Consider the following 21,034-nt stretch of genomic DNA (forward strand, 5'->3'; position numbering starts at 1 on the left):
CTCGTCGCTGCGCTTTTATGCGCGCGCCCGGGATTGTCATGCGGCTTTTTGTTTGCCGGATTTCCCCGTCGGCAGATCGTGGACATCTGCTTTATTGCGCGCGCGCTTTGGGGTAACGTGATCGTCAACGCCCCTTCGGGAGTCTCTTTACAGTCGGAGAACAAGAGGAGAGAACCGGGCCATGACGACCCAGACCCCCCAGCCAACCGCTTTTCGCCAGGAGAAAGATTCTCTGGGCTTACGAGACGTACCCGCAGACGCCTATTACGGCGTGCAGGCCCTTCGCGGCTGCGAAAACTTCCCGATTTCTGGCGTGACGCCGCCGCAGGCCTACCCGCATGCGATTCGCGCCTATGGCTGGATTAAAAAAGCGGCTGCGCGCGCCAACGCCGAACTCGGCCTGATTCCCCAAGACTTCGGCGACGCCTTGATGCGCGCCGCTGACGAGATGATCGCCGGTCAATTCGACGATCAATTTATTGTCGACGTCTATCAAGGCGGCACCGGCACCTCGAATCACATGAACGCCAACGAGATTCTCTCCAACCGCGCAACCGAACTGCTGGGCGGTCAAAAGGGCGAGTATCGCGTGAATCCCAACGATCATGCCAATTACGGGCAATCCACCAACGACGTGACGCCAACGATGATGCGTCTGACGTTTCTGTCGATGCACGGCCCGCTGATGCAAAGCGTACGGACGTTTCAAGCGGCGTTTGAGCGCAAGGCCGAGGCGTTTAAAAACATTCTCATCGCCGGGCGCACGCACATGCAAGACGCCGTGCCGCTGACCATGGGCCAGCAGTTTGGCGCGTATGCGCACGCCATTGAAGACGCGGGCGACAATATTGAGCGCGCCAGCGAGCGCCTTAACGCCATTGGTCTGGGCGCTTCGGCGCTGGGGACCGGCATTAATACGCATCCGCGCTATCGCGAGCTGGTGACGCGCTATCTGGCCGAGTACTCGGGCTTCAATCTGCGCATGGCGCGCGATTATTTTCAGGCGACCAGCAGCTTTGGCCTGTTTTCGGATTATTCTGCCGCGTTGCGCAGTCTGGCGATTGAACTGGAGAAAATTGCCCACGATCTCAAGCTGTATTCGTCGGGCCCTTGCACCGGCATCGCGGAACTGGCGCTGCCTTCCAAGCAGCCGGGCTCGTCTATCATGCCGGGCAAAGTGAATCCCATTTACCCCGAACTCATGGACCAGTTGTCGTATATCGTACAGGGCAACGACCATACCATCGCCCTGTGCGCGCAAAACGGCCAATGGCAGCTCAATGTCATGATGCCGACGATCCTGCTGAAAATGACCGAATGCCAGAAAATCCTGACCAATGCCCTGCCCGTGTTCGCGCGCGAGTGTATTGACGGACTGGTCGTAAACGAGGCGCTGGCCAGTGAGCGCATTGAGCGCAGCACGCTGTTACTCACCGCGCTGAATCCGTATATTGGCTACGCCGCCGCCGCCGATATCGCTAAAAAAGTGCTGGGCGAAGGCATGACGATTCGCGACGCCGCGCTCAAACTCGGCGTAAAAGAAAACAATGGCAAGCCCCTGACCGCAGAACGTCTGGATCAGCTCTTGTCGGTCACCGCCATGACGGAACCCAGCGAGCCGATCACTTAAACGAAGACCGGGCAGTCAACCGCTTACGGCTTGGCAACGTCTATCACGCACTGATTCGTATCGCCGCCGCTGGCACAGATAACGTTGCTGTCCTGATGCACCAGCGTGGCGTTGTTGACCTTGGGCGGCAGCGCGGACGTCGAATCATTCTTGACATAGTTATTAATTGTCGCGCTGGATAAATTGACGCCTTGCGACGGAATTGGCCCTGTCCAGTTGCCGCTGAGCGCGTCAAACTGGTAGAGTTTGCTCGTGCCGTCAGGGTACGATTCGGTTTTATAGGCCAGTTGCGAATTGCCGCCGCCCAGATCGGCCTTGTACAGCGTAGTGGACATCATCGGCGCGCCTGTTTCGGGGTGGGCATAGTCGGTTGTCTCGGACTGAAGCGGGTAGGTCTGGCTGGAGGCCACGCTACAGGTGGCCGCCGTACACACCGTGGGAATGCCGGAGGCGATGGCGTCAATCTGCTTGCTTTCCAGCTCAATGACCTGCTGGGCCTGCGGATAGTCTTTGAGCAGATCGGGGTTTTTATCGAGAAACGTCGTCAACGCATCAAATTTGGTTTGAAACTCGGCCAGCGCGCTTTTCAGCGAGACTTCCGAAGACGGCGGCGAGACCACTTTTGTAATGGCGGGTTCTGGAGGAGGGGCGGTAGAGGGGTCTAGTCCGTTATAGGTGATCTGTTGGCCGGGGTTAGCCCCCTGGAGTCGCGCTACAACGCTATTGATGCAATCTGTATTGTTTGAGCAGGTTTCTACTTTTATTAATTGCCCCGTCGAGCTTCCAATCCTGTATAAATCATATTGGACTACGTTGGCGGGCGAGGTGCTGCCGGAGGCTGCCTGGTTTTCTTCTTTGGCGGGGTCTTTGGCGTAGATGTCGATTAACGAGCCCAGATCATGGCCGCTCTTGGCCAGATCGGTAATCAGGGCAATAGTAGCGGGATCCACGCCCTCGGCTTTCATCTGCTCAGCCATTTTGGCCAGAATTTCCGAGAAGTATTGCGTCAGGTCGCCGCCCAAACCGCCTGCCGTATCGGTAACGCGCGCGCCTTGCGAAATAACCGGCAATTGAAGACACGAGCCGTTCTTAAAGCAGATTTTTTCGGTGGTCATACCCGGCGGGGGCTTGGGACCAAAGGCCGTGGGCGTACTAATAGCCGTGCCGCCCACGCTTGTCGTCACAACGCCGCCTTTGCCGACGACGCTTTTTCCCATAAAACCAAGGCCGCTAAAAAGCGTCGGCGCAAAAAACGCCAGTCCCGCAACCCCTGCCAGCGTCACCAGCGCCAGCGCCAGACTGTATTCGCTCAGGGCCTGGGCAGAGGCGCTCGGCCTTTCCACTATAGTTGCCATTCAGACGCTTCCCCTTGTCTTGACTGAACACCGCGCGGGCGCGTGTTTTCTTCAATCGACAAAAGGGCCTTTACGCTGAAGCGAAAAAGGCATTTTGAAACAATATTGTTACATGAGGTTTGAGCGTCGTCGATGCTGGGTAGCGCGGACCCCAGCGCATCAGACGCCGATAAACGTGCCCAGCTTTTCGCCCTGCAGGATTTTACGGATGGCGTGCGGCTCGTTAAAGTCAAACACCAGCAGCGGCAGACGCGTATCCTTGCACAGCGAAACAGCCGTTGCGTCCATCACCTTCAGGCCGCGAATCAGCACTTCGTCATAGGTCAGCGTGTCGAACTTCTGCGCGTCGTCGTGCTGGCGCGGGTCTTTATCGTAGACGCCATCGACGCCGTTTTTGGCCATGAGAATCGCTTCGGCGTTGATTTCCGCGGCGCGCAGGGCGGCAGTCGTATCGGTTGAGAAAAACGGATTGCCGGTGCCGCCGCCAAAAATCACCACGCGGCCTTTTTCCAGATGCCGGATGGCGCGCAGTCGAATATAGGGTTCCGCCACGCGGTTAATGTCGATGGCGCTGAGCATGCGCGTGTCCACGCCGGATTTTTTGAGCATCCCCTGGAGAATCAGCGCATTCATGATGGTCGCCAGCATGCCGACGTAATCGGCGGCGGCGCGATCAATGCCGATTTTGGAGCTGGCTTGCAGGCCCCGAAAAATATTGCCCCCGCCCACCACAATGGCGATTTCCACGCCCATGGCCGTCAGGGAGGCGACTTCGGCGGCGACCATACTCACCACGTCGGGGTTAATGCCAAAGCCCTGATCGCCCATCAAGGCCTCGCCGCTGATTTTGAGCAGGATGCGCTTGAAGCGCAGGGGCTGGGCGGTTGGCATCGTCGTAGGCGGCGTCGCCTGAGCCTCCGCGCTGCGCGAAGACGGGTCAACAGGCGATGTCGTCATGTCGGGTACCAGCTCCAACGGGTTGGACGCGTTCTAGCGTAATTGGGCCATTACTTCTTCAGCAAAATTGGCGGATTTCTTCTCGACGCCTTCGCCCAGCACAAAGCGGGTAAAGCGCGTAACGCTGACCAGTCCGCCCATTTTCTCGCCTTCGCGCTTCAGCAGGTCGCCGATAGTGACGCTGGGGTCCTTGACGAAAGGCTGCTCGATCAGGACGCGCTGGCTCATGAGTTTGGCGACGCGACCGGCGACAATCTTTTCGCGAATCTCCATCGGTTTGTTCTGGAGATCGTCTTTGCCCAGCTCAATGCGTTTTTCTTCTTCCACCACGTCCTGGGGAATTTCTTCAGTGGTGACGTAATCTGCGCCGGCGCTGGCGATCTGCATGCAGATATCTTTAGCGAGTTGGCGGAACTCGCCTTGCGGGGCGTTGGCGCTCTGGGTGCAAGCCAACTCGACCATAACGCCGATTTTACCGCCGGTGTGAATATAGGCATGAATCACGCCGCCGCCGGTGAGCTGGTAGCTGACCAGACGCCGCACGGTGATGTTTTCTTTAATCTGGGCGACGCTTTGCGTCACTTGATCCTGCACGCCGGGAGCGGCCAGAAAGCTCGACGCATCGGCGGGCATTTGCTGGAGCGCTTGTTCCGACAGGCTTTTGGCAAGGGCGACAAAGGCATCGCCGCGCGCAACGAAATCGGTTTCGCAGTTGATTTCCAGCAGCGCGCCGCTGGCGCCGTCCGGGGCGATGGCGGCAATCACCTGACCTTCAGCGGTTTGGCGGCCGCCTTTTTTGCTGGCCGTCGCCAGGCCTTTTTGGCGCAGCAATTCGCTGGCTTTGTCCATATCGCCGCCCGCTTCGACGAGGGCGTTTTTCGCGTCCATCATCCCCGCGCCGGTTTTTTCGCGCAGTTCTTTAACCTGTTCAGCCGTAATCGCCATGATGAAACTCATGCTCCTTTGAGATTGTAAAATGCAGGATGAAAAGACGCGCGTCGCGCGACGGCGCGGGCTTAGGCCTCGTCGTCGCCGCCATAGGCGCGTTTGAGGGCCGCAGCCGCCAGCTCAGAAGCGCTAGGGCCTTCCTCTTCTTTTTCGGGTTCCTGTGCTTCGGCAGGGGCGGGCTCCGGGGAGGAGGCTTCCGCAACCGTGGCCTGCGCCTGTTGAGGCGCGTCTTCCGGCGTCGCCGCATCTTCATCGCCGGGGCGTTGTTGCTTGCCCAGCGAAGCCAGATGACGTTCGCGCTCCTGACGGCCTTCGAGAATCGCGTCGGCCAGGCGGCCCGTGATCAGGCGGATGGCGCGAATGGCGTCATCGTTGCCCGGAATCGCATAGGTCGCCGAACTCGGATCGCAGTTGGTATCCACGATGCTGACAATCGGGATGCCGATTTTCTGGGCTTCTTCGACCGCCAGAGACTCGCGACGCTGGTCGACGATGAACAGAATATCGGGCATGCCGCGCATATCCTTGACGCCGCCCAGCGTTTTTTCCAGCTTGGCGAGCTGGCGCATCAGCATGGAGACTTCTTTTTTGGGCAGGCGCTCAAAGTGGCCGTTATCGCGCATTTCTTCCAGTTCGCGCAGCTTGTTGATACGCGTGCGAATAATCTCAAAATTGGTGAGCGTGCCGCCCAGCCAGCGGCGGTTGATGTAGAAGACGCCGGCGCGGCGGGCTTCTTCTTCCACAATGTCGGTCGCCTGTTTTTTGGTGCCGACGAAGACAATCTTTTTACCCTTGCTGGCAGCGGTTTTCAGGAACTCGTAGGCCGCATCGAGCATGTGGGTGGTTTGCGTCAGATCAATGATGTAAATGCCGTTGCGCTCGCCCCAGATATAGGGTTTCATTTTGGGATTCCAGCGGTTGGTCTGGTGGCCGAAATGAACGCCGGCTTCCATAAGTTCTTCTAACGAGGCGACAGGCATAAACGCTCCTTCCAGATGAAACGGTTCAGGCGATGGCGTTGGGCCGACACGATGCGGGCCGACGCGCATATTGCCATCATCTTACACGCTCACCCGCCGCAGACAAGCCCCCGCCCGAATCGCCGACAAGCGACCCGCTTGCGGGCGCCAATCAATATTCAATCGCTGACACGCCAGAGGTCAGGGCGTCATCAGCGGGTTGAGGATTGAATCCAATTGACGCGATTAGCCGAGTGGACAATTTGGATTGAATTCGTCCTGATTATAATGGCCGTCGTTGTCGGCCGCACGGCGGCGCTCAGGCGCAACCTGCGCGCGCGGCGGCTGATTTTTAAGGACGAAAGGATGTCTTCATGCCGGAACTCAAGGGATCGCAAACCGAGAAAAACCTGCTCAAAGCCTTTGCGGGCGAATCGCAGGCGCGGAATCGCTATACATATTTTTCATCTCAGGCCAAAAAAGAAGGCCTGATCCAGATTGCCGCCGTGTTTGAAGAAACCGCCAATCATGAACGCGAACACGCCAAGCGGTTTTTCAAGTTTCTGCAAGGCGGCATGCTGGAAATTACGGCGACATTTCCCGCAGGCATTATCGGATCGACGGCGGATAACCTGAGGGCAGCCGCCGCAGGCGAGCATGAAGAATGGGAGATTCTGTATCCCGGTTTTGCGCAGTGCGCGCGCGATGAGGGATTCTCTGGCATCGCCACGGTGTTCGACAGTATCTGCCGGGCGGAACAATTCCATGAGCGGCGCTATCTGGCGCTGCTGGAAAACGTCATCGAGCAAAGCGTCTTTAAAAAGGCCCAGCCCGTGCAATGGCGCTGCCGTAACTGCGGATTAATTCACGAGGGGCCTGAAGCGCCCGGCGCCTGCCCGGCCTGCGCGCATCCGCAAGCGCACTTTGAGCTATGGGAGCATAACTGGCTCTAGGGCCAGCCCGAACAAGAATAACGCCCGTCGGCGCGTTTGATTTAGACGCCCGCGCCGACGGCACGGCGGAAATCCCATATTTAAGGGGCATCGCGGCGGACAAAAGCGGCTACAATGAGAGGGACGGGTTTTCACGGAGACGCTCAGTTTGAATCAGCCGGAATACGCTTGCCGATGAGAGGCCTTCCCACGCGACGCCTCAACGTCTATCGCGCGCCCATTCTTCAAAGTCTGTCGCCCTCGCAGCTAGAGTTCTGGCCCGATGGCGCGCTGGCAATGGACGACAATGGCATGATTCTGGCCTGTGGGCCGTGGCAAACGATTGTGCCGCAAGTCCAGGGCGGCGATATGAGCCTGACCGTCTTCCCCAAAGGCTCGCTGATCCTGCCGGGACTGATTGACCTGCATACGCATCTGCCGCAATTGCCGGTGGCGGGACGGCCGCGCGCCGGGCTGCTCGACTGGCTGGAGTCCGTGGTGTACCCAGCCGAAAGCCGATTTTGCGAAGAGCGTTACGCTCGGCAGACGATTCACTGGTTTTTTCGCGAACTGTTGTCGCACGGCATCACGACTGCGGGCGTCTTGCTGACGACGCATTCGCAGGCCGCTCGCGTGGCGTTTGAAACCGCCGATCAGATGGGCAATCGCGTCGTCATGGGCCTCACGCTGATGGATGGCCATGGGCCCGGCAGTCTGATCCGTCCGGCGGACGCCCTTTTACGAGACGCCGACAGCTTGTGCCGCACCTGGCACGGGCATGAGAAGAACCGTATCCGCTATGCCTTCTGTCCGCGCTATGCGCTGGCCTGCTCGCCGGATTTACTGCGCGGGACGGCGCGCTTGCTTGAACAGCATCCGGGCGCCTTCTGTCATACGCATCTGGCGGAACAGCGTGACGAGGTGGCGGCGGTGCGCGACGCCTTCCCCGACGCGGCTTCTTATACAGACGTATACCATCAGGCCGGACTGCTGGGCGATCACACGCTGCTTGCGCATGCGATTCATTTGAACGAGGCGGAATTTGACGCGATTCAGGCGGCGCATGCGCGCGTGATCCATTGCCCGAGCGCCAATCTGTTTCTTAAAAGCGGGCGTTTCCGCTGGGGCGAGGCCCGAGGGCGCGACATCCGGGTCGGGCTGGGGTCTGACGTCGGCGCCGGGCCGTCTCTCAACATGCTGGGCGTGATGCGCGATGCGCTGACCATCCAGAGCGATCCGCACGGCGGCGCTGCGCCGGATGCGCCCACGGTTGAAGAACTCTTTTACGCGGCCACGCTGGGCGCCGCCGACGCGCTGGGCTCTTCGGATCGGCTGGGGTCGCTCAAGCCCGGAAAAGAAGCGGACTTTATCGTGCTGAATCTCTCGGCGCGCTCGTCGCTGCCGGGCGATTTACTGCAACAACCCGCGCACGACCTGCTGGCGTCGCTCATCTGGCTGGGAGACGAGCGCCTGGTGTCCAAAACCTTCGTCCGCGGTCAAGAAGTCTATCCGCAAAACGAAGGCCTGATTTTCGGGATTTAGGGCGCGCAAATTCCGCCAGCATTCAGGGCGCTTGGCGCGTCAGGCGCGGCGGGTTTTCCTGCAAGGCGAATCAAGCTGCGACTCGCCTGCAGGTCTGGCATGCTGAGCCTTATGCTCTTCGTCCACGAGCGCGGCGCAATCGGCGCAATAGCGGCCTTTTCGCTCGCGATTATTCTGGGTTTTGCCGCAGCGCTTGCAGTAAATCAGCACATGGGCGGCGCCGGGGCCGAGCAGGCCATCAAAAAACAGGATTTCCGCATCGAGCTGCGACATCTGGCACAGGCGCGACAAGTCCTCGAGCAGCGTTTCCGGCTGGCAGACCAGCACGCGCTGGCTGCGCTGAATCAAGACTTCCAGCGTCGTCATGCAGTCAGGACAATAGGCGCTGCGCAACAAGCGAAAAATCTTGTTACAGCGACGACAATTCGTCAGTTTGCCAACAACGGGGAGGGCCATTCAAGCAGCCTTTCAAGAAGACGTAGAAGAGGGAGCGGGCGCATTGCGCTTGAACCCATAATGACGAATCTGCCCCTGACGGGAAAAATAGGCATGATGCGTCTGAAGCAGGCGTTGTTCCTGCGAGGTGAGGGGGCCGTCATCGTCGGCGCGATCGAGAATCAGCAGGATTTCGCGCCAGTCTTGCGCAGGCGCCGCGCTTGAGACGGTTTCGACAAGCGGCCCTTCAGCGGCGACAGGCGAAAGAGACGTAAGCCCGTCGCGCTCGCGAATCACCGCTTCGTAAAGCGCCTTGTAATGCGCCAGTTCCTGACGAAGCGCTTCTATTTCGCCGCCCTCCTCCGGCGCTTGCGGCAGCGCATCGGGTAGCGGGAGCGCCTCGGGCAAAGGGGTTTCGCTCATCGAGAGACACGGCGGCGGAGCGGCGCTCTCCTGCAGGGCCGTCTGGGCGCGGCGCTCGTTATCAGAGGCAAAAATCGCCTGCGGGTCGTTGTCCACCAGCGGGATAAGCTGTTCCAGACAATGCAGGCATAAAGGTTCAACGGAATCAGCATTTTTCAGGCGCTGATGGCACACGTTGCAATAGCCGCGCTTCCATAGCGGCAGGTCTTTGATGGCGCCATTGCCCAGCCGGAAATACAGCGAATTGGCGAGCCGCTGCGCCGACAGGCCCGTTTTCTGGGCCAGATGCAGCATATTGAGGTTTTCCAGATGCTTGCCCAGTTTGCGGTAATAGCGATCGTAGCGGGAATATTCGGTCTCCAGGCAGTTGCCGCACATGGTATGCGCGCCCGTTCGCTGAAACGGTCGGTTACACTGCACGCAATTGACGATAAACATCGGCTCGATCGCTCGCTCGTTCTGAAAATCGGGCGTCTGACCCGGCGGACGGGAAAAATCACGCAAACGCGCTTACTGAATCTATCGGCAAATCGCGCGCAAAGTTGAGCGCGCCTGCGCCTCCGTATCTCAGGGGAGTCAAACGCGGGCCGCGCGCGCTAGAATAAGGCCGTACCGCTCGCCATACTGGACGCCGCAATGCCCCTGACGCCCATTCGACTCCTCAGCGAAATCAAGGAACAACCCGCCCTGCTGCGCGAGATTCTCGCCGCACAACCGGAGCGCCTGACGCGTCATGCGGCAATTCCGCTGGACAAAACCCGCCTGATTGGCGTCGCCGAAGGCTCCAGCCGACACGCGCTCGATATTGCCGCGCCCTTTCTGGAAACCTGCATCGGCTTGCCCTTCGTCACCCGAGGGCCGGAAGACCTGCTCGAACGCCAGACCATCGCCCAGGCCATTGCGCCGCAACGCGAACCGCGCGATCCGGCGGCCTTTTACCTGTTTGTCTCCCAGTCGGGCGAAACAGCCAGCGTCCTGCGGGCCGCGCAATGGCTGTTTCCGCAGGCCGCGCCTGCGCCGTTGGGCGCTGCGGCTCAAGCCCTCAGCGTGACCAATCACGAGCAATCGTCGCTGGCGCGGCGCTTTGGCAATCATGTCCTCATCGGCGCAGGGGAAGAGCGCTCTATCGCCGCAACCAAGACGCTTACCGCCACGCTGATGACCCTCTTGCTCTGGGGCGCCGCCGTTGGCCGCTCGCTGCGACGCCTGACGCCGGACGCTTACGATAAAACGCTCGCGCAACTCGCCGCCGTGCCGGATCAAATTGACGCGCTTCTGAGTGAGGCGCCCATGGCGGCGCTCCAGCGATTTACGCATAAACTGATTGAGGTTAACCACTTCGTACTCATCTCAAAAGGCCCCACCACGCTGATTTTGCCAGAAGCCGGGCTGAAACTCACTGAAACGTCTAGCAATATCGTCTATACCGATAACGCCGAAAGCTTCAAACACGGCCCCAAAGTGATTCTGTCGGGGGTGAACGGGCATCACCCCAATGCTATTTACCTGACGCCGACAGACGCGACGCTGGCTGATGAGCTGTATCGGGATGCGCGCAGCCATTTTTGGCGCGATCTGGCGGGAGAATCGCCGCAGCGAGCCTTTGAAGACGATCGCGTGTTCTTCATCCGCTTCGAGAACAGTCCCACCCTGCCGACGGAATTCGCGGCGCAGTGGCCCATTAGCGCCGATCGCCTGCTGACGCTGCCCGCCTGCGGATTAATTGACAGCTTGTTCGTGTCTCTGGTGGCGTTTCAGCTTATCAGTTATCACCTGGCCGCGCTCAAAGGCGAAAACCCGGATAACCCCACGCTACAAAAAGCCGTTACGGAGTAAGCGCCGCCTCAATTTGAGCGAGAATCGCCTCTCGCCCCTGATTCTTCGGCGAGGCGACCAGCGTAATCGCCTGCGGATCAAGGCCGAGTAATTCTGCCGCCGCGCGTTGATGCGTCTTCAGGTCGGCTTGTGCGGCTTTGTCCGCCTTGGTCAGCGCCACGCGCGTCGGCAAATCGTGATAGCGCAGCCATTGCGCCATCTGGATATCGTTTGGCTGAAACCCATGACGCCCGTCGGCCAGCAGAAAAATCAGTCGCAAGCGCGGGTTTTGACGCAGATAGGTTTCCAGCGACTTTTGCCAGCGGGCCTGTTCGGTTTTTGAAACGCGCGCATAGCCGTAGCCGGGCAGATCAACCAGAAACCATGCGTTATCAATCCAGTAATAGTTAATCAGGCGGGTTTTGCCGGGCGTGTTGGAGGTCTTCGCCAGATTTTTACGGCCCGTGAGGCAATTAATCAGCGAGGATTTGCCGACGTTGGAGCGGCCGACAAAGGCGATTTCCGGCGCATCGCCCATCACAGGCGCATCGGCCAGAGAAGGCGCGCTTTTGATAAATTCAGCGACGTGAATTTTCACGGGGGGTTACTCGATCCGTCAGAATGTGTTTCTGCGTAAGGCCATTCTTCAGGGGTATTCTAGCATCCTGAAAACAGAAGCCTTTGCTGAAGGGCCTTTTAAAACCCACTTCGACGGCATGCGCCGCCATCCGTCCAATGACTCGCCCACCGGCGGCGCAATTGTGTTAAAATTTTTAACGATTTGGGAAACTGCCTCCAGGCGCGGTCATGTTTACGCATCGCGGGGCGTTAGTACCCAATACGGCGCCTCCGCCCGCCGGAACTTCGCCAACGCTTTAAGGTCTTTTAGCAAGATATGCCTCTGTTTTTGACCTCGCCCGCCCGAACCTGCTCCGCCGTCGCCCTTGCGCTGACGGTCCTTCTCGCTGGCAGCGCCGCGAGCTGGGCCAGATCCAAAGCGCCAAGCCTGCCCCAGCGGAGTTTTCTGCCGCCGGTGGCCGCCATTAACCCTATTGTTGACCCCAATGCCTCGACGAATCCTGACGCGGGCGAGTTGGGGCCGGTGACGCTCTCGGCAGTCAGCACGCCGCTGCTAAAAGTAGGCGCGCGCATCACAAAACTGGATAACGATCTGGGGATTCGCGCCTCGGACAAGGATTTCCAGACCCTGTTGACGTTGCAGCGCGCAGCCGACGACGCCGATTTAAAATCTTTATGGGACTCGACGGTCGAAAAAAACCCCGTCATCCGCTTTTCGCTGGAGAAGCTGGCTTCGCCTGACGATCTGCACGGCAAACAGTCCAGCCTGTTTATGCGCAAGACGCTCAACGTGCTGATTTCCGGCGCGACTATCGCCGCGACGATGATGCCCGGCGCGGGGACGTATCGCAATATGGGCGCAATGGCAGGCGGCGACGCGCTGCGTAACCTCTCTTCTGGAAAAGTCGTCCCGCCGGAGAATATGCTCAGCCCCACCGAGAAAATTCAGCTCGCCGGTATGGTCGATGAGCTTCAGGGCAAGGTGATCGGCTCCTATCACGACTACAAGAACACCCTGCAATCGCTGATTCTGTCCCGTCAGACGACGGAGCGGCATCATACGGCCTATGCCAACGCGCTCAAAACCCATAGCGATATGGCGATTCTGGCCTCAGGCAGCGCCTACTATAAAGCCCTGATGGCGGAAAGCGCCCTGCGTAATCGCGCCAAGCTCTATCGTCTGGAGCTGGAGCGTCTGGCGGGGGCTGACACCGTAGACGGGCTTCAGCTTTCGGTCGCCTACACCCACGATCTGCTCGAAGAATCACGGGTAAAATCCGCCGCAAGCAAGCCTGATGCGGCGCAAACAGCCGCGCTTCCTGTCCAGACGCCTGCGCCCGCTGCGGCGGCGGCTGCCGCGCCCAAGCCCAACGCCTCGTTGCGATAGATTGGCCCGACTCCCCAATGCCTTTTTCATTCCTGTCTGCTTCTCTCGCCCATCCTCTTGCTTCTGGCTGCTTGCGCCTGCGCGCGGGCCGGCTCTCGGCTTTCCTGCTGGCGTGCATGGCCGTATCCTTACCGCTTTCAAACGGGATCGCCTCGCCGCTTGCCCCCACGCCGCGCGGCTTTGAAGCGCCCGTCGTTCTCAGTGCGCCGCCGTTGTCTCAGGCAGAGCGCATACGGCTGGTTGATCGCGAGATAGAGGATCTCTACAGTAAGCTTCAGGACGGCTCGCCGACTGATATCACCAAGGATTTTCCCGCTGCGACGCGCGAACCGGCCTTAGAGGCGCCGCCCGAAGAGGAATCCGCCCTCACCGGCGTGGAGGCGATTCAACAAGACGCGGCGCTTCCTGCCTCGCCTCCCTCTGAAGCCATCTCGACGCCGGCGGTGAGTGATGACAGCAACGAAAAAGCCTTGAGCCCCAAGGCCCAGCGCAAGGCCGAAAAACGTCAGGCAAAAGCGCAGGCCCAATCCAGACAAGAGGCATCCGACCCCAGCCAGAAAGCGGCGACGCCGCCAGCCCCGCAGGCGTCTTCCCCCAAGAAGCCTTCCGTTGCTGAAAGCGCAGCGCTGGAAGCCCAAAAGCAGGCTGCCGCCGAAACGCAGGCCGCCCTTAAAACCCTTAAACCGCAGCTACAGGGGGATTTACAACAACTTTCCGAGCGCATGCATTTTCAGCACGACGCCATTCGCAATGAGCTGCGCGACGATCAGGAATTGGCGCTGACGGACATCACCTTGCTGTGGCAATCGGCTGTTGAGCGCAGCGGCGCCATTCGCTACGCCATCGAAAAGCTCTCGCGTCGCGACGCAACCGGCAAAACAACCGGTGATTCCTTTACCAAGCGGGTTTTCCAGAATATCGTGCGTCTGGGCGGCGTGGCGGGCTCAATGTGGACCGGCACTCCGGCTGGCGTGCTGAGCGGTTCGCTGGTAGAGGATATGCTTCGCGGCGATCCGACAACATCCGCGATGGGGCGGGTCACTGACGCCGACATGTTGCTGCTCGCCAAAGAAGTGGAAGCGCTTCAAACCCAGGTGATTGAATCGTATTACGCCTACCGTCAGGCGCAAGACCAGTGGAAGCTCTCTCATGAGGCGCTGGTTAAGCTGGACGCCTACTATCAACGCATTTTAGAGGCGCCCGAAAACGCAGACGCCCTGGCGCTAAAGCCAGTGCTGGACTCCATGTTTGAAGGCCTGCAACAGGAAGAAAGCAACGCCAAACAGGGATTCGTCAGCGCCCGTAATGCGCTCGGCCTGCTGGTCGGCGGCGACGCGCTGCTCACGCTGGAGCAATCGCGGCAGACGCCTGCCGCGAAGACCTCGACGCCGACCAAAGCCACGGCGGCGCCGGCCGTTTTGAAGCCGTCTGCCTCTAAGGGGCCAGCCCCCGCCAGTACGACATCCAGTATGAAATCCAGTACGACATCTGCGGCGGCGAAAGCGCCTGCGCCTGCCAAAAAAGCCGCCGTGAATCCCAGCAACAAGCGCGCGCGCTAAACGCGATCAGTCGTCAGCGCAGGGCGCCCAGGCACGGGTAAGCGCTCGTCATGCGGAAGTACGTTTTGTCGGCTTCCATAAACATCACGATGCGCTCCAGACGCGGGTCGCGCAGGTCGCCGTCCACATCGACGTAAAACAGGTATTCGCCCAGACGTCGACGAGAAGGGCGCGACTCAATACGGCTCATATTGAGATCATACGCCTTCAACCCCAGCAGGATTTCCATCAGGGCGCCGGGCCGGTCCTGAAGGCCGATGCACAGCGACGTCTTAACCGGCAAATCCGGCCAGACGGGCAGACGAAGGGTCTGACGCGTGGAGGATGCGAGCCAGAAGCGCGTCACGTTATCCGGCGAATCGCTCACGTCCTCGCGCACGACGCGCATCGCGTGCAGGCGGGCTGCTTCGCGGCTGCCCAGCGCGGCCCAGGCGGCATCGCGCAAGGCGAGCTGACGAACGGCGTCGGCGGTGGAGGCGGTCGGCTCCAGCGTCACATCCGGCCCGAGCAGGGCGCGCAACGTCTCACGGCACTGCGCCAGCGCCTGCGGGTGCGACATCACGCCGGTCAGACCGGCCAGAGTTGTTGTATCGTTAAGAGCGTCGGCAGCAGCGGCCTGCGGTTGACGAATCAGGGCGTGCTGAATGGGCAGCAGGCATTCCAGATGCACATTCAGCGAGAAGCGATCCAGTCCGACGGCTTCCATGCTTTCGACGACGGCGCCTTGCAGGGAGTTTTCAACCGGCAACAGCGCCACGGCGACCGCTTGCGCGTCGACGGCTTCCAGAAGCGCGTAAAGCGTGGGATACGGCTGTAGGGATGCGCCGCTGAAGACAGCGCGCGCGCGCGAATCCTGCGACAGGGCGAGAACAGCCTGATGCGAGTGGGTCCCGGCAGGGCCCAGATAGCCGATGCTTTCGATGGCAGGCGATGGCGGCATGGGGTGTGTCATTTCATTTATTTTAGCGTCAAATGCGGGAAAACGCCCGGCGGGCTTTGCTTTTGTGTCGTAATCACGCGCAAGCGGCAAAAAAGAGACGACAACGCCTCGTCCCTGTTGCATAATAACGGCTTCGGTCGACGCATTTTTGACACTTTTATGGTTTGAGCGGCGTTTATGGCTGTATGCGCCTGCCCGCCCGCCTGCTTGTCCTCTCTTTCTCATGATAGGCCTTGCATCGCTTATTTTAAGGCCCAAAGCGTCCTGACAGGGTTTTTACGACGAAGATGCCTGTTTCCAACGCCCTTTCTCGCCTGTTAACCCGGATTCCAAGCAATCCGTGGGTCGATCGGCGTATGAGCGAGCTGAGTAATCCGTCGCCGGAAAACGTCACGCCGGTGCTGGCGACCGAAATGATGAATATCCCCGGCAAATGCGCCTTTGCCGCCAAGCGCACAGGATTTCTGGAGTTTCAGGAGCGCCTCTTCGAGGAAGTCACCACCGGCGTAATGTGGCTGTTTGGCGTCACCCAGCTTGGGAAAGCGTGGGATTGGGGCTGGAAGCGCTTTGCGCCGGAAAAACTGCGTCATATTGATTCTGAAATCGACTGGGGACACTACGACAAGCCCACGATGTCGCTACGGCCCGGTGAGCGCTATGCGTTTAACCGCAAGGAGTGGTCGCGGGTGCTGGCAGCGCGCGGCGCGCGACTGGGATTCGCCATCGCCAGCACGCTCGGCGTGATTAGCGTGCTGCTGCCATGGGTCAACATGAAGAAGACGGAATGGATTTTACGGCGCTTTTACAAGCACACGGCTCCCGGCAGCGATAAGACGCCCGCCGCCAGCGGATCGCCGCGCCCAAGCGGGCCTGCCGCCTCGATGACTGCGCCGGGCCAGCGTGTTGAGTCAACGTTTGGCAATCCATCGTTTAAGAATGCGGGTGTTAGCGGCGCAGCGCTGCATCCGACGGCCTACGGCCTGCCCCCGAGTCAGAATCCGGCGTGGGTGTCGCCTCGGGCATTGGGCCTGAGCGCCTGGACGCCGCCGTCCTCGGGACAGAACGCCTTGCCACCCGCCCAGAATACGGCCTGGATACAGGCAACAGGCGCCGCGCCGTCTCTGGCGCTTTCGCCTCAAGGATTTCCGGCGGTTGGGTCTCCTCTTTCCACTTCAATTTCTTCTTCGGTCTCTTCTCCTGCTTATTCTTCCGCTTTTTCTCCCCTTTCTTCTTTTAACGGATTATATGGCGCGGGGGCGCCGACTTTCGCGCAGCAATCCCAGTTGATGACGCCCTTTACGCCTTCTACGCCTTCTACGCCTTCTACGCCTTCTACGCCTTCGGGTTATTCGCCTTATTCGTCCTCTCCCTCGGTCCAGTTTGGGTTTTCCGGCAGCGCTCTGCTGCGTCGCGGCGCACACGCCATCGAAAATACGGATAGCGGACATATTCTGGTCATTGATGGCGGCATCGTCACCGGTCGCGCCGATCAGGACTATCGCCGCAACCCCGTCGCGGGGCTGGAAGTCGCTTACCGCGAAGGGGCCTCGCTGTATTTCTATATTCTGGCAATGCCGCACATCTGCGCTGCGCTGAATCGCGTTATGAAACCCGCTCTGGCCACGACCACTCTGCTCGACCCCGACGTTGCAAAGCTCATTACGGGCCGCATCCAGCAGGACGCCGCCTTGCAGCGCGAGCTGACGCAAGGACAACTGTCTCATCAGCGACTCAATCAATTGCTCGAAGGGCTCTTCGACGGCGAAACCGGCCGTCTGTCCGCCCAACTGGAGTGGGCCACGCAACAGGGCGTGAGTCGAGCGATGGGGCTTGCGCCCATGAAAGGCGATCTGGGGCTGGAACGCGCGCTGTCCCATGAACTCAACGCCCTCATGGATGCCCCGCAAGCGCAACGACTCTATGGCGCCGTGATGGCCGCTCTGCCCCCCGGCGAAACGCTCCATGTCAATGACGCTTACAGCGTCGTGGCGCGTCTGCGCGCGCGTGAAGGGGCTTTTGCCGCCCTGTCGTCGCACACGGCTCAAGACGCCTCGCTTGCCCTCAAACAGGCCTTTGCGGCCACCGCTGGCGTCCCGCAAGCCGACCTGAAGGCGGGCATTGAGCGTCTGGCCCAAGGTCTGGGCGAAGACGCAGGCCCGCTGATATCGCGTCTGGAGACCATGGCCCAACAAGACAGCCTCTCGCGCGTGACGCAGTTATTCACCCGCAGCGCGAACGTGTTTCGGGCGGCGCGCGGCCCGGAACATGCCTTGTTGCGGCAAGCGGCGCCTTTTCTGGGATTGCTGGAATCGTCCAGCCTGTTGCACGAAACGCCCGCGCAGACGTTGGCCAGTCAGGCGCAATCGGCGCTGGAGAGCGTAGAGCGCATGAAAGACCCGGGGGCGTTTTCGCCCGCCGCGCGCGAAGCCCTGCAGGCCGTCGCCGAAAGCAGCCCCGTACGCGCGCCGCTCCTGAACGCCTTGCGCGAGGAGGCCGCGCGTCTGGGCGAAGGCCGCGCGCTGAGACCTTTGGCCGACAAACTGGCCTCTATTGGCGCGGTGCTACAGGCAGGCGTCCCGATGGATGACCGGGCCCTGGCCCAAGGCGTCGATCGCGTGATGAGCGCCATGACCGAGGCGCTTTCGCAGGAAGGCGACGCGGGCTATCGCGCACTCACTTCGCATTACCGCGAGCGTATCGGCGCGATTTTTTCTGGCGCGGACCGGCGGCTGTTCTTGCTGAATGTGGATGATCCCGCACGCGCCACACGCCCTGCCCGCAAGCTGGAAGAGCTGGCGAGTGGGGGCCTCAAGCGCGATAAGACGCTGTTGCGCGCGGGCATGCGTCAGGTCGCCTTCCTGTCACATGACGCCAACCGTCGGACGTTTCGCAATATCAAAAAAGCCGACGAAATGCGGCGCGGCATCGCGGAATATCTCGATCAGATGCGGGCGCAACTTAACACCCGCTTCAAGCCTGAGCAGACGTGGAACCGAGAATCGTTCGAGGGCTTTTTAAGCGGGTTTCAGCGACTCAGCAAAAACAGCCGCTACTTAACGCGCCTCACCAGCCTGTTGATTGCTGGCGCGGGGCTGGGCATTCTCGTGCCCAAGACGCAATACGCCCTGACCCGGCTGATTACCGGCAAAAATGAGCATCCGGGGATTGCGAGCGTGGCGCATCAAAACGGCGTGCAAACGCTGGTGGACCCCAGCAATCGCTTTGGCGCGACGCAGCCGTTGCAGGCGCCGACAGTCTTTCAGCAATTCTCCTGAGCTTTATCCGGCGTATCGGTTAAACGCCGAAAGGGCCGCTCTTTCTGAGAGACGGCCCATCGGCTTTTGCCTATTCCCCACCCCGCGACGCTTCTGCGCGCCGCCTGATTACCCATTTCTACCTGAGTAATGACTACCAGCGGTTATAGCCATACCGAAACGGATTATTCCCACTGAGTGACGCGACCTCGCGACGGACGCCTTCACGTCCGTCATACGTACTGAGGCGCCAGTTCATCGCATCGCGTTCAGGGGCGCTCACGCCGCCGTTGGCGCGACAATCGTTGGAACGTTCGGTGGCAATGAGCCCCGCGCCCGCTTCACGGTAATCCACGGTCCCATCGCGGTTAACGTCTAACGCCTGCTGGTACTGATCGCCGCGTAAACGCGAGGTATTAACGCCCGATGCCTGCTGGAACTCGAAGCGGTCAACATGCCCGTCGCGATTGCGGTCGGCGTTGCGCATATAACGAGAAGCGAAGTCGAGATTGCCGCCATAATTGATGGGCGAATAACGCGCCTCACTTAAAAACGGCGAGCCCGATCCCCGGTAGTTGTTATATTGGTTGCGCGTAAAATCATTGCGCTGATAGCCCAGGTCATAGCCCCGGCCCGGATAACGCGGCCCGGCGCCGTAACTGGAATAGGGCGAACCGTAGCCGTAGCCATAACTAAAATCACGCCAATACGTCATGATGAATTCCTCCCCAAGATTCGCTGTTTCCTCTGTAACCCCGTCTCTGACTTTTTAGAAAACCCCAAGTTTATTGCGTATCTGCATAAAAACAATCAATTGGATTTTGGTGATAGTTTTTTAAGAATTTCTAAATATTTGTAAAGTCCTGCTGCGCAAAAAACGCATGCGCGCCTGTCAGACCCGCGCCGCTTCCAGCGATTGAGGCAGACCCGAGGCCAGCGAACGATTGGCGGCTTCCAGCATCTGGACCACGCGCAGACCCGCGCGACCGTCGGTAATGGGGGTCTGCCGATCGAGGACGCAGGCCGCAAAATGATCGATTTCGACGCGCAGGGCCTCGGTTAAATCCAGCGCGGGAGAGGTCATATCGCCCAGACGATATTTCACCAGCGTCTGGTAGCGCTCTTCGTCGCTTTGGCTGGGCGCGCGCAGATCGATGCCCTTGTCGTAGACGCGGATCTTTTCCATCGGCTGCAAATCATCGTAGGCGATCATCTTGCGGGCGCCGCCGATGAGCATCTGGCGCAGTTTGACCGGCGACAGCCAGCTCACGTGGAAATGCGCGATGAGATTGCGCTCAAAGTTGAGGGTTAAGTAGGCCACGTCTTCCAGGCCGCTTCCGGTATGACAGGCGCCCGAGGCATGCAGCGTGTGGGGCGTCTGACCCAGCAGGTAATCCATAATCGACAGATCATGCGGCGCAAGATCCCATACTACGTTGATATCGCTCTGAAACAAGCCCAGATTCACGCGCACCGAGTCAAAATACAGGATGTCGCCCAGGTCGCCGCTCTCGATAAGCTGCTTCATCCGGCGCACGGCCCCGTGGTAGACGAAGGTATGATCGACCATCAGCGTCAGGCCTTTTTCGTCGGCCAGCGCAATCAGGGCCAGACATTCAGCCGCCGTCATACACATCGGTTTTTCAACCAGAACGTGCTTGCCCGCCTGAAGGGCCTGACTCGCCAGCGCATAGTGCGTATGAACGGGCGTCGCAATCGCGATAGCGTCAAGCGTCGGGTCGTTCAACAGCTCGGCGTAATCGGTGACGGCGCGTGCGGTCGGATAGCGTCGAGCCAGACGCGTCATCCGCTCGGGCGACTGGTCGCAAATGGCGCGCAGGTCGACGCGCGGATGCTCGGCGAAGTTTCGCACCAGATTGGGCCCCCAGTACCCGCATCCCACTACGGCCACGCTCAGCATTGCGTCACTCATGGCTTGATGACTCCTTCCCTTGTCGTCCGGCGCGCTCCAGCCTAGCGTAAACGGGCGTCGCCGTAAACACGCGCCCCGCGCCCGCACGCCGAATGCCCCAACTGGGGGATGCCGCCCGAGGCGATTCACGCGATGATCGCAAAGAGTCCGCCACGCGCAACAAGCCTTTTGTGTCTATAATAAATAAGGCCATGGCCGCCGTCGCGTCAGGATTTGAGGATACACCGTGAGCGAATACGTCTTTAAACTCAAAAAAGGGGATCTCGAGCTGGAGCTCAAGAGCGACGATCCCAAGTTTATTGAGACCCAGATGGATAACTGGCGCAATATGCTGGTGACGCAACAGGAAGCGACGCCTCGGCAGTAAGCCTGCCCCAGCGTCAGCG

18 protein-coding genes are annotated in these 21,034 nt (G+C 59.9%); 8 read left to right on the forward strand and 10 right to left on the reverse strand.

The features are described 5' to 3' along the window. The first annotated feature begins 181 nt into the window (after positions 1 to 181). The gene (locus IPK79_10580; protein ID MBK8190881.1) at positions 182 to 1,630 is read left to right on the forward strand and encodes an aspartate ammonia-lyase; all 1,449 of its coding nucleotides are present in this window, start codon (positions 182 to 184) and stop codon (positions 1,628 to 1,630) included. 23 nt (positions 1,631 to 1,653) lie between these two features. Here IPK79_10580 and IPK79_10585 read toward each other — a convergent pair whose 3' ends face one another. The 4 genes from IPK79_10585 to rpsB all read right to left on the reverse strand — a co-directional run bounded on the left by IPK79_10585 (position 1,654) and on the right by rpsB (position 5,870). Next, a complete protein-coding gene (locus IPK79_10585) occupies positions 1,654 to 2,985 on the reverse strand; it encodes a hypothetical protein (protein MBK8190882.1) in 1,332 nt (443 codons plus the stop codon). 159 nt (positions 2,986 to 3,144) lie between these two features. Then, entirely contained in the window at positions 3,145 to 3,876 is a 732-nt protein-coding gene (locus IPK79_10590) for a UMP kinase (protein MBK8190883.1), read from the reverse strand. Between the two features lie 99 nt (positions 3,877 to 3,975). After that, a complete protein-coding gene (locus IPK79_10595; GenBank protein MBK8190884.1) occupies positions 3,976 to 4,890 on the reverse strand; it encodes an elongation factor Ts in 915 nt (304 codons plus the stop codon). A gap of 68 nt (positions 4,891 to 4,958) precedes the next feature. Continuing rightward, a complete protein-coding gene (gene rpsB / locus IPK79_10600) occupies positions 4,959 to 5,870 on the reverse strand; it encodes a 30S ribosomal protein S2 (GenBank protein ID MBK8190885.1) in 912 nt (303 codons plus the stop codon). Between the two features lie 353 nt (positions 5,871 to 6,223). Here rpsB and IPK79_10605 point away from each other — a divergent pair, with 353 nt between their 5' ends. Continuing rightward, entirely contained in the window at positions 6,224 to 6,802 is a 579-nt protein-coding gene (locus tag IPK79_10605; GenBank protein MBK8190886.1) for a rubrerythrin family protein, read from the forward strand. A 174-nt stretch (positions 6,803 to 6,976) separates the two neighbouring features. Continuing rightward, positions 6,977 to 8,323, forward strand: coding sequence for a guanine deaminase (locus tag IPK79_10610; protein ID MBK8190887.1), 1,347 nt, complete (start codon positions 6,977 to 6,979; stop codon positions 8,321 to 8,323). Positions 8,324 to 8,362: 39 nt separating this feature from the next. Here the strand turns inward: IPK79_10610 and IPK79_10615 are convergent, their stop codons facing one another. Together IPK79_10615 and IPK79_10620 are read right to left on the reverse strand one after the other, a co-directional pair. Then, the gene (locus IPK79_10615; GenBank protein MBK8190888.1) at positions 8,363 to 8,779 is read right to left on the reverse strand and encodes a hypothetical protein; all 417 of its coding nucleotides are present in this window, start codon (positions 8,777 to 8,779) and stop codon (positions 8,363 to 8,365) included. Between the two features lie 12 nt (positions 8,780 to 8,791). Then, positions 8,792 to 9,685, reverse strand: coding sequence for a hypothetical protein (locus IPK79_10620; protein ID MBK8190889.1), 894 nt, complete (start codon positions 9,683 to 9,685; stop codon positions 8,792 to 8,794). Between the two features lie 132 nt (positions 9,686 to 9,817). Here IPK79_10620 and IPK79_10625 point away from each other — a divergent pair, with 132 nt between their 5' ends. Beyond that, positions 9,818 to 11,017, forward strand: a complete 1,200-nt coding sequence (locus IPK79_10625; protein ID MBK8190890.1) for an SIS domain-containing protein — start codon at positions 9,818 to 9,820, stop codon at positions 11,015 to 11,017. On the opposite strand, the gene IPK79_10630 is transcribed toward IPK79_10625, so the two are convergent. After that, entirely contained in the window at positions 11,007 to 11,594 is a 588-nt protein-coding gene (locus tag IPK79_10630) for a YihA family ribosome biogenesis GTP-binding protein (protein ID MBK8190891.1), read from the reverse strand. The two genes, IPK79_10625 and IPK79_10630, sit on opposite strands and share 11 nt — an antisense overlap. A gap of 309 nt (positions 11,595 to 11,903) precedes the next feature. On the opposite strand from IPK79_10630, the gene IPK79_10635 reads away from it, so the two are divergent. Continuing rightward, positions 11,904 to 12,962 (forward strand): hypothetical protein, encoded by a 1,059-nt coding sequence (locus tag IPK79_10635; protein MBK8190892.1) that lies wholly within the window; start codon positions 11,904 to 11,906, stop codon positions 12,960 to 12,962. Between the two features lie 17 nt (positions 12,963 to 12,979). Next, complete coding sequence (locus IPK79_10640; GenBank protein ID MBK8190893.1) at positions 12,980 to 14,521, forward strand: hypothetical protein; 1,542 nt, start codon at positions 12,980 to 12,982, stop codon at positions 14,519 to 14,521. A 13-nt stretch (positions 14,522 to 14,534) separates the two neighbouring features. Here IPK79_10640 and IPK79_10645 read toward each other — a convergent pair whose 3' ends face one another. Then, on the reverse strand, positions 14,535 to 15,461 hold the full coding sequence (locus IPK79_10645) for a hypothetical protein (protein MBK8190894.1): 927 nt from the start codon (positions 15,459 to 15,461) through the stop codon (positions 14,535 to 14,537). A gap of 287 nt (positions 15,462 to 15,748) precedes the next feature. Between IPK79_10645 and IPK79_10650 the strand changes: the two genes are divergently transcribed. Continuing rightward, the gene (locus tag IPK79_10650) at positions 15,749 to 18,736 is read left to right on the forward strand and encodes a hypothetical protein (protein MBK8190895.1); all 2,988 of its coding nucleotides are present in this window, start codon (positions 15,749 to 15,751) and stop codon (positions 18,734 to 18,736) included. A gap of 133 nt (positions 18,737 to 18,869) precedes the next feature. Here the strand turns inward: IPK79_10650 and IPK79_10655 are convergent, their stop codons facing one another. Then, positions 18,870 to 19,430, reverse strand: coding sequence for a hypothetical protein (locus tag IPK79_10655; protein MBK8190896.1), 561 nt, complete (start codon positions 19,428 to 19,430; stop codon positions 18,870 to 18,872). Between the two features lie 177 nt (positions 19,431 to 19,607). Further along, positions 19,608 to 20,636 (reverse strand): Gfo/Idh/MocA family oxidoreductase, encoded by a 1,029-nt coding sequence (locus IPK79_10660; GenBank protein ID MBK8190897.1) that lies wholly within the window; start codon positions 20,634 to 20,636, stop codon positions 19,608 to 19,610. Positions 20,637 to 20,874: 238 nt separating this feature from the next. Here IPK79_10660 and IPK79_10665 point away from each other — a divergent pair, with 238 nt between their 5' ends. Beyond that, on the forward strand, positions 20,875 to 21,015 hold the full coding sequence (locus tag IPK79_10665) for a hypothetical protein (GenBank protein ID MBK8190898.1): 141 nt from the start codon (positions 20,875 to 20,877) through the stop codon (positions 21,013 to 21,015). Positions 21,016 to 21,034: the final 19 nt, after the last annotated feature.

The organism is Vampirovibrionales bacterium, from assembly GCA_016712355.1.
Lineage (GTDB): Bacteria > Cyanobacteriota > Vampirovibrionia > Vampirovibrionales > Vampirovibrionaceae > JADJRF01.

Excerpts from the sequence above, each read along its gene's own strand:
- IPK79_10590 (MBK8190883.1), bottom strand. The coding sequence starts at position 3,876 with ATGCCAACCGCCCAGCCCCTGCGCTTCAAGCGCATCCTGCTCAAAATC.
- IPK79_10625 (MBK8190890.1), top strand. The coding sequence starts at position 9,818 with ATGCCCCTGACGCCCATTCGACTCCTCAGCGAAATCAAGGAACAACCC.
- IPK79_10585 (MBK8190882.1), bottom strand. The coding sequence starts at position 2,985 with ATGGCAACTATAGTGGAAAGGCCGAGCGCCTCTGCCCAGGCCCTGAGC.
- IPK79_10645 (MBK8190894.1), bottom strand. The coding sequence starts at position 15,461 with ATGCCGCCATCGCCTGCCATCGAAAGCATCGGCTATCTGGGCCCTGCC.
- rpsB (MBK8190885.1), bottom strand. The coding sequence starts at position 5,870 with ATGCCTGTCGCCTCGTTAGAAGAACTTATGGAAGCCGGCGTTCATTTC.
- IPK79_10640 (MBK8190893.1), top strand. The coding sequence starts at position 12,980 with ATGCCTTTTTCATTCCTGTCTGCTTCTCTCGCCCATCCTCTTGCTTCT.
- IPK79_10660 (MBK8190897.1), bottom strand. The coding sequence starts at position 20,636 with ATGCTGAGCGTGGCCGTAGTGGGATGCGGGTACTGGGGGCCCAATCTG.
- IPK79_10655 (MBK8190896.1), bottom strand. The coding sequence starts at position 19,430 with ATGACGTATTGGCGTGATTTTAGTTATGGCTACGGCTACGGTTCGCCC.
- IPK79_10610 (MBK8190887.1), top strand. The coding sequence starts at position 6,977 with ATGAGAGGCCTTCCCACGCGACGCCTCAACGTCTATCGCGCGCCCATT.
- IPK79_10615 (MBK8190888.1), bottom strand. The coding sequence starts at position 8,779 with ATGGCCCTCCCCGTTGTTGGCAAACTGACGAATTGTCGTCGCTGTAAC.
- IPK79_10605 (MBK8190886.1), top strand. The coding sequence starts at position 6,224 with ATGCCGGAACTCAAGGGATCGCAAACCGAGAAAAACCTGCTCAAAGCC.
- IPK79_10650 (MBK8190895.1), top strand. The coding sequence starts at position 15,749 with ATGCCTGTTTCCAACGCCCTTTCTCGCCTGTTAACCCGGATTCCAAGC.
- IPK79_10580 (MBK8190881.1), top strand. The coding sequence starts at position 182 with ATGACGACCCAGACCCCCCAGCCAACCGCTTTTCGCCAGGAGAAAGAT.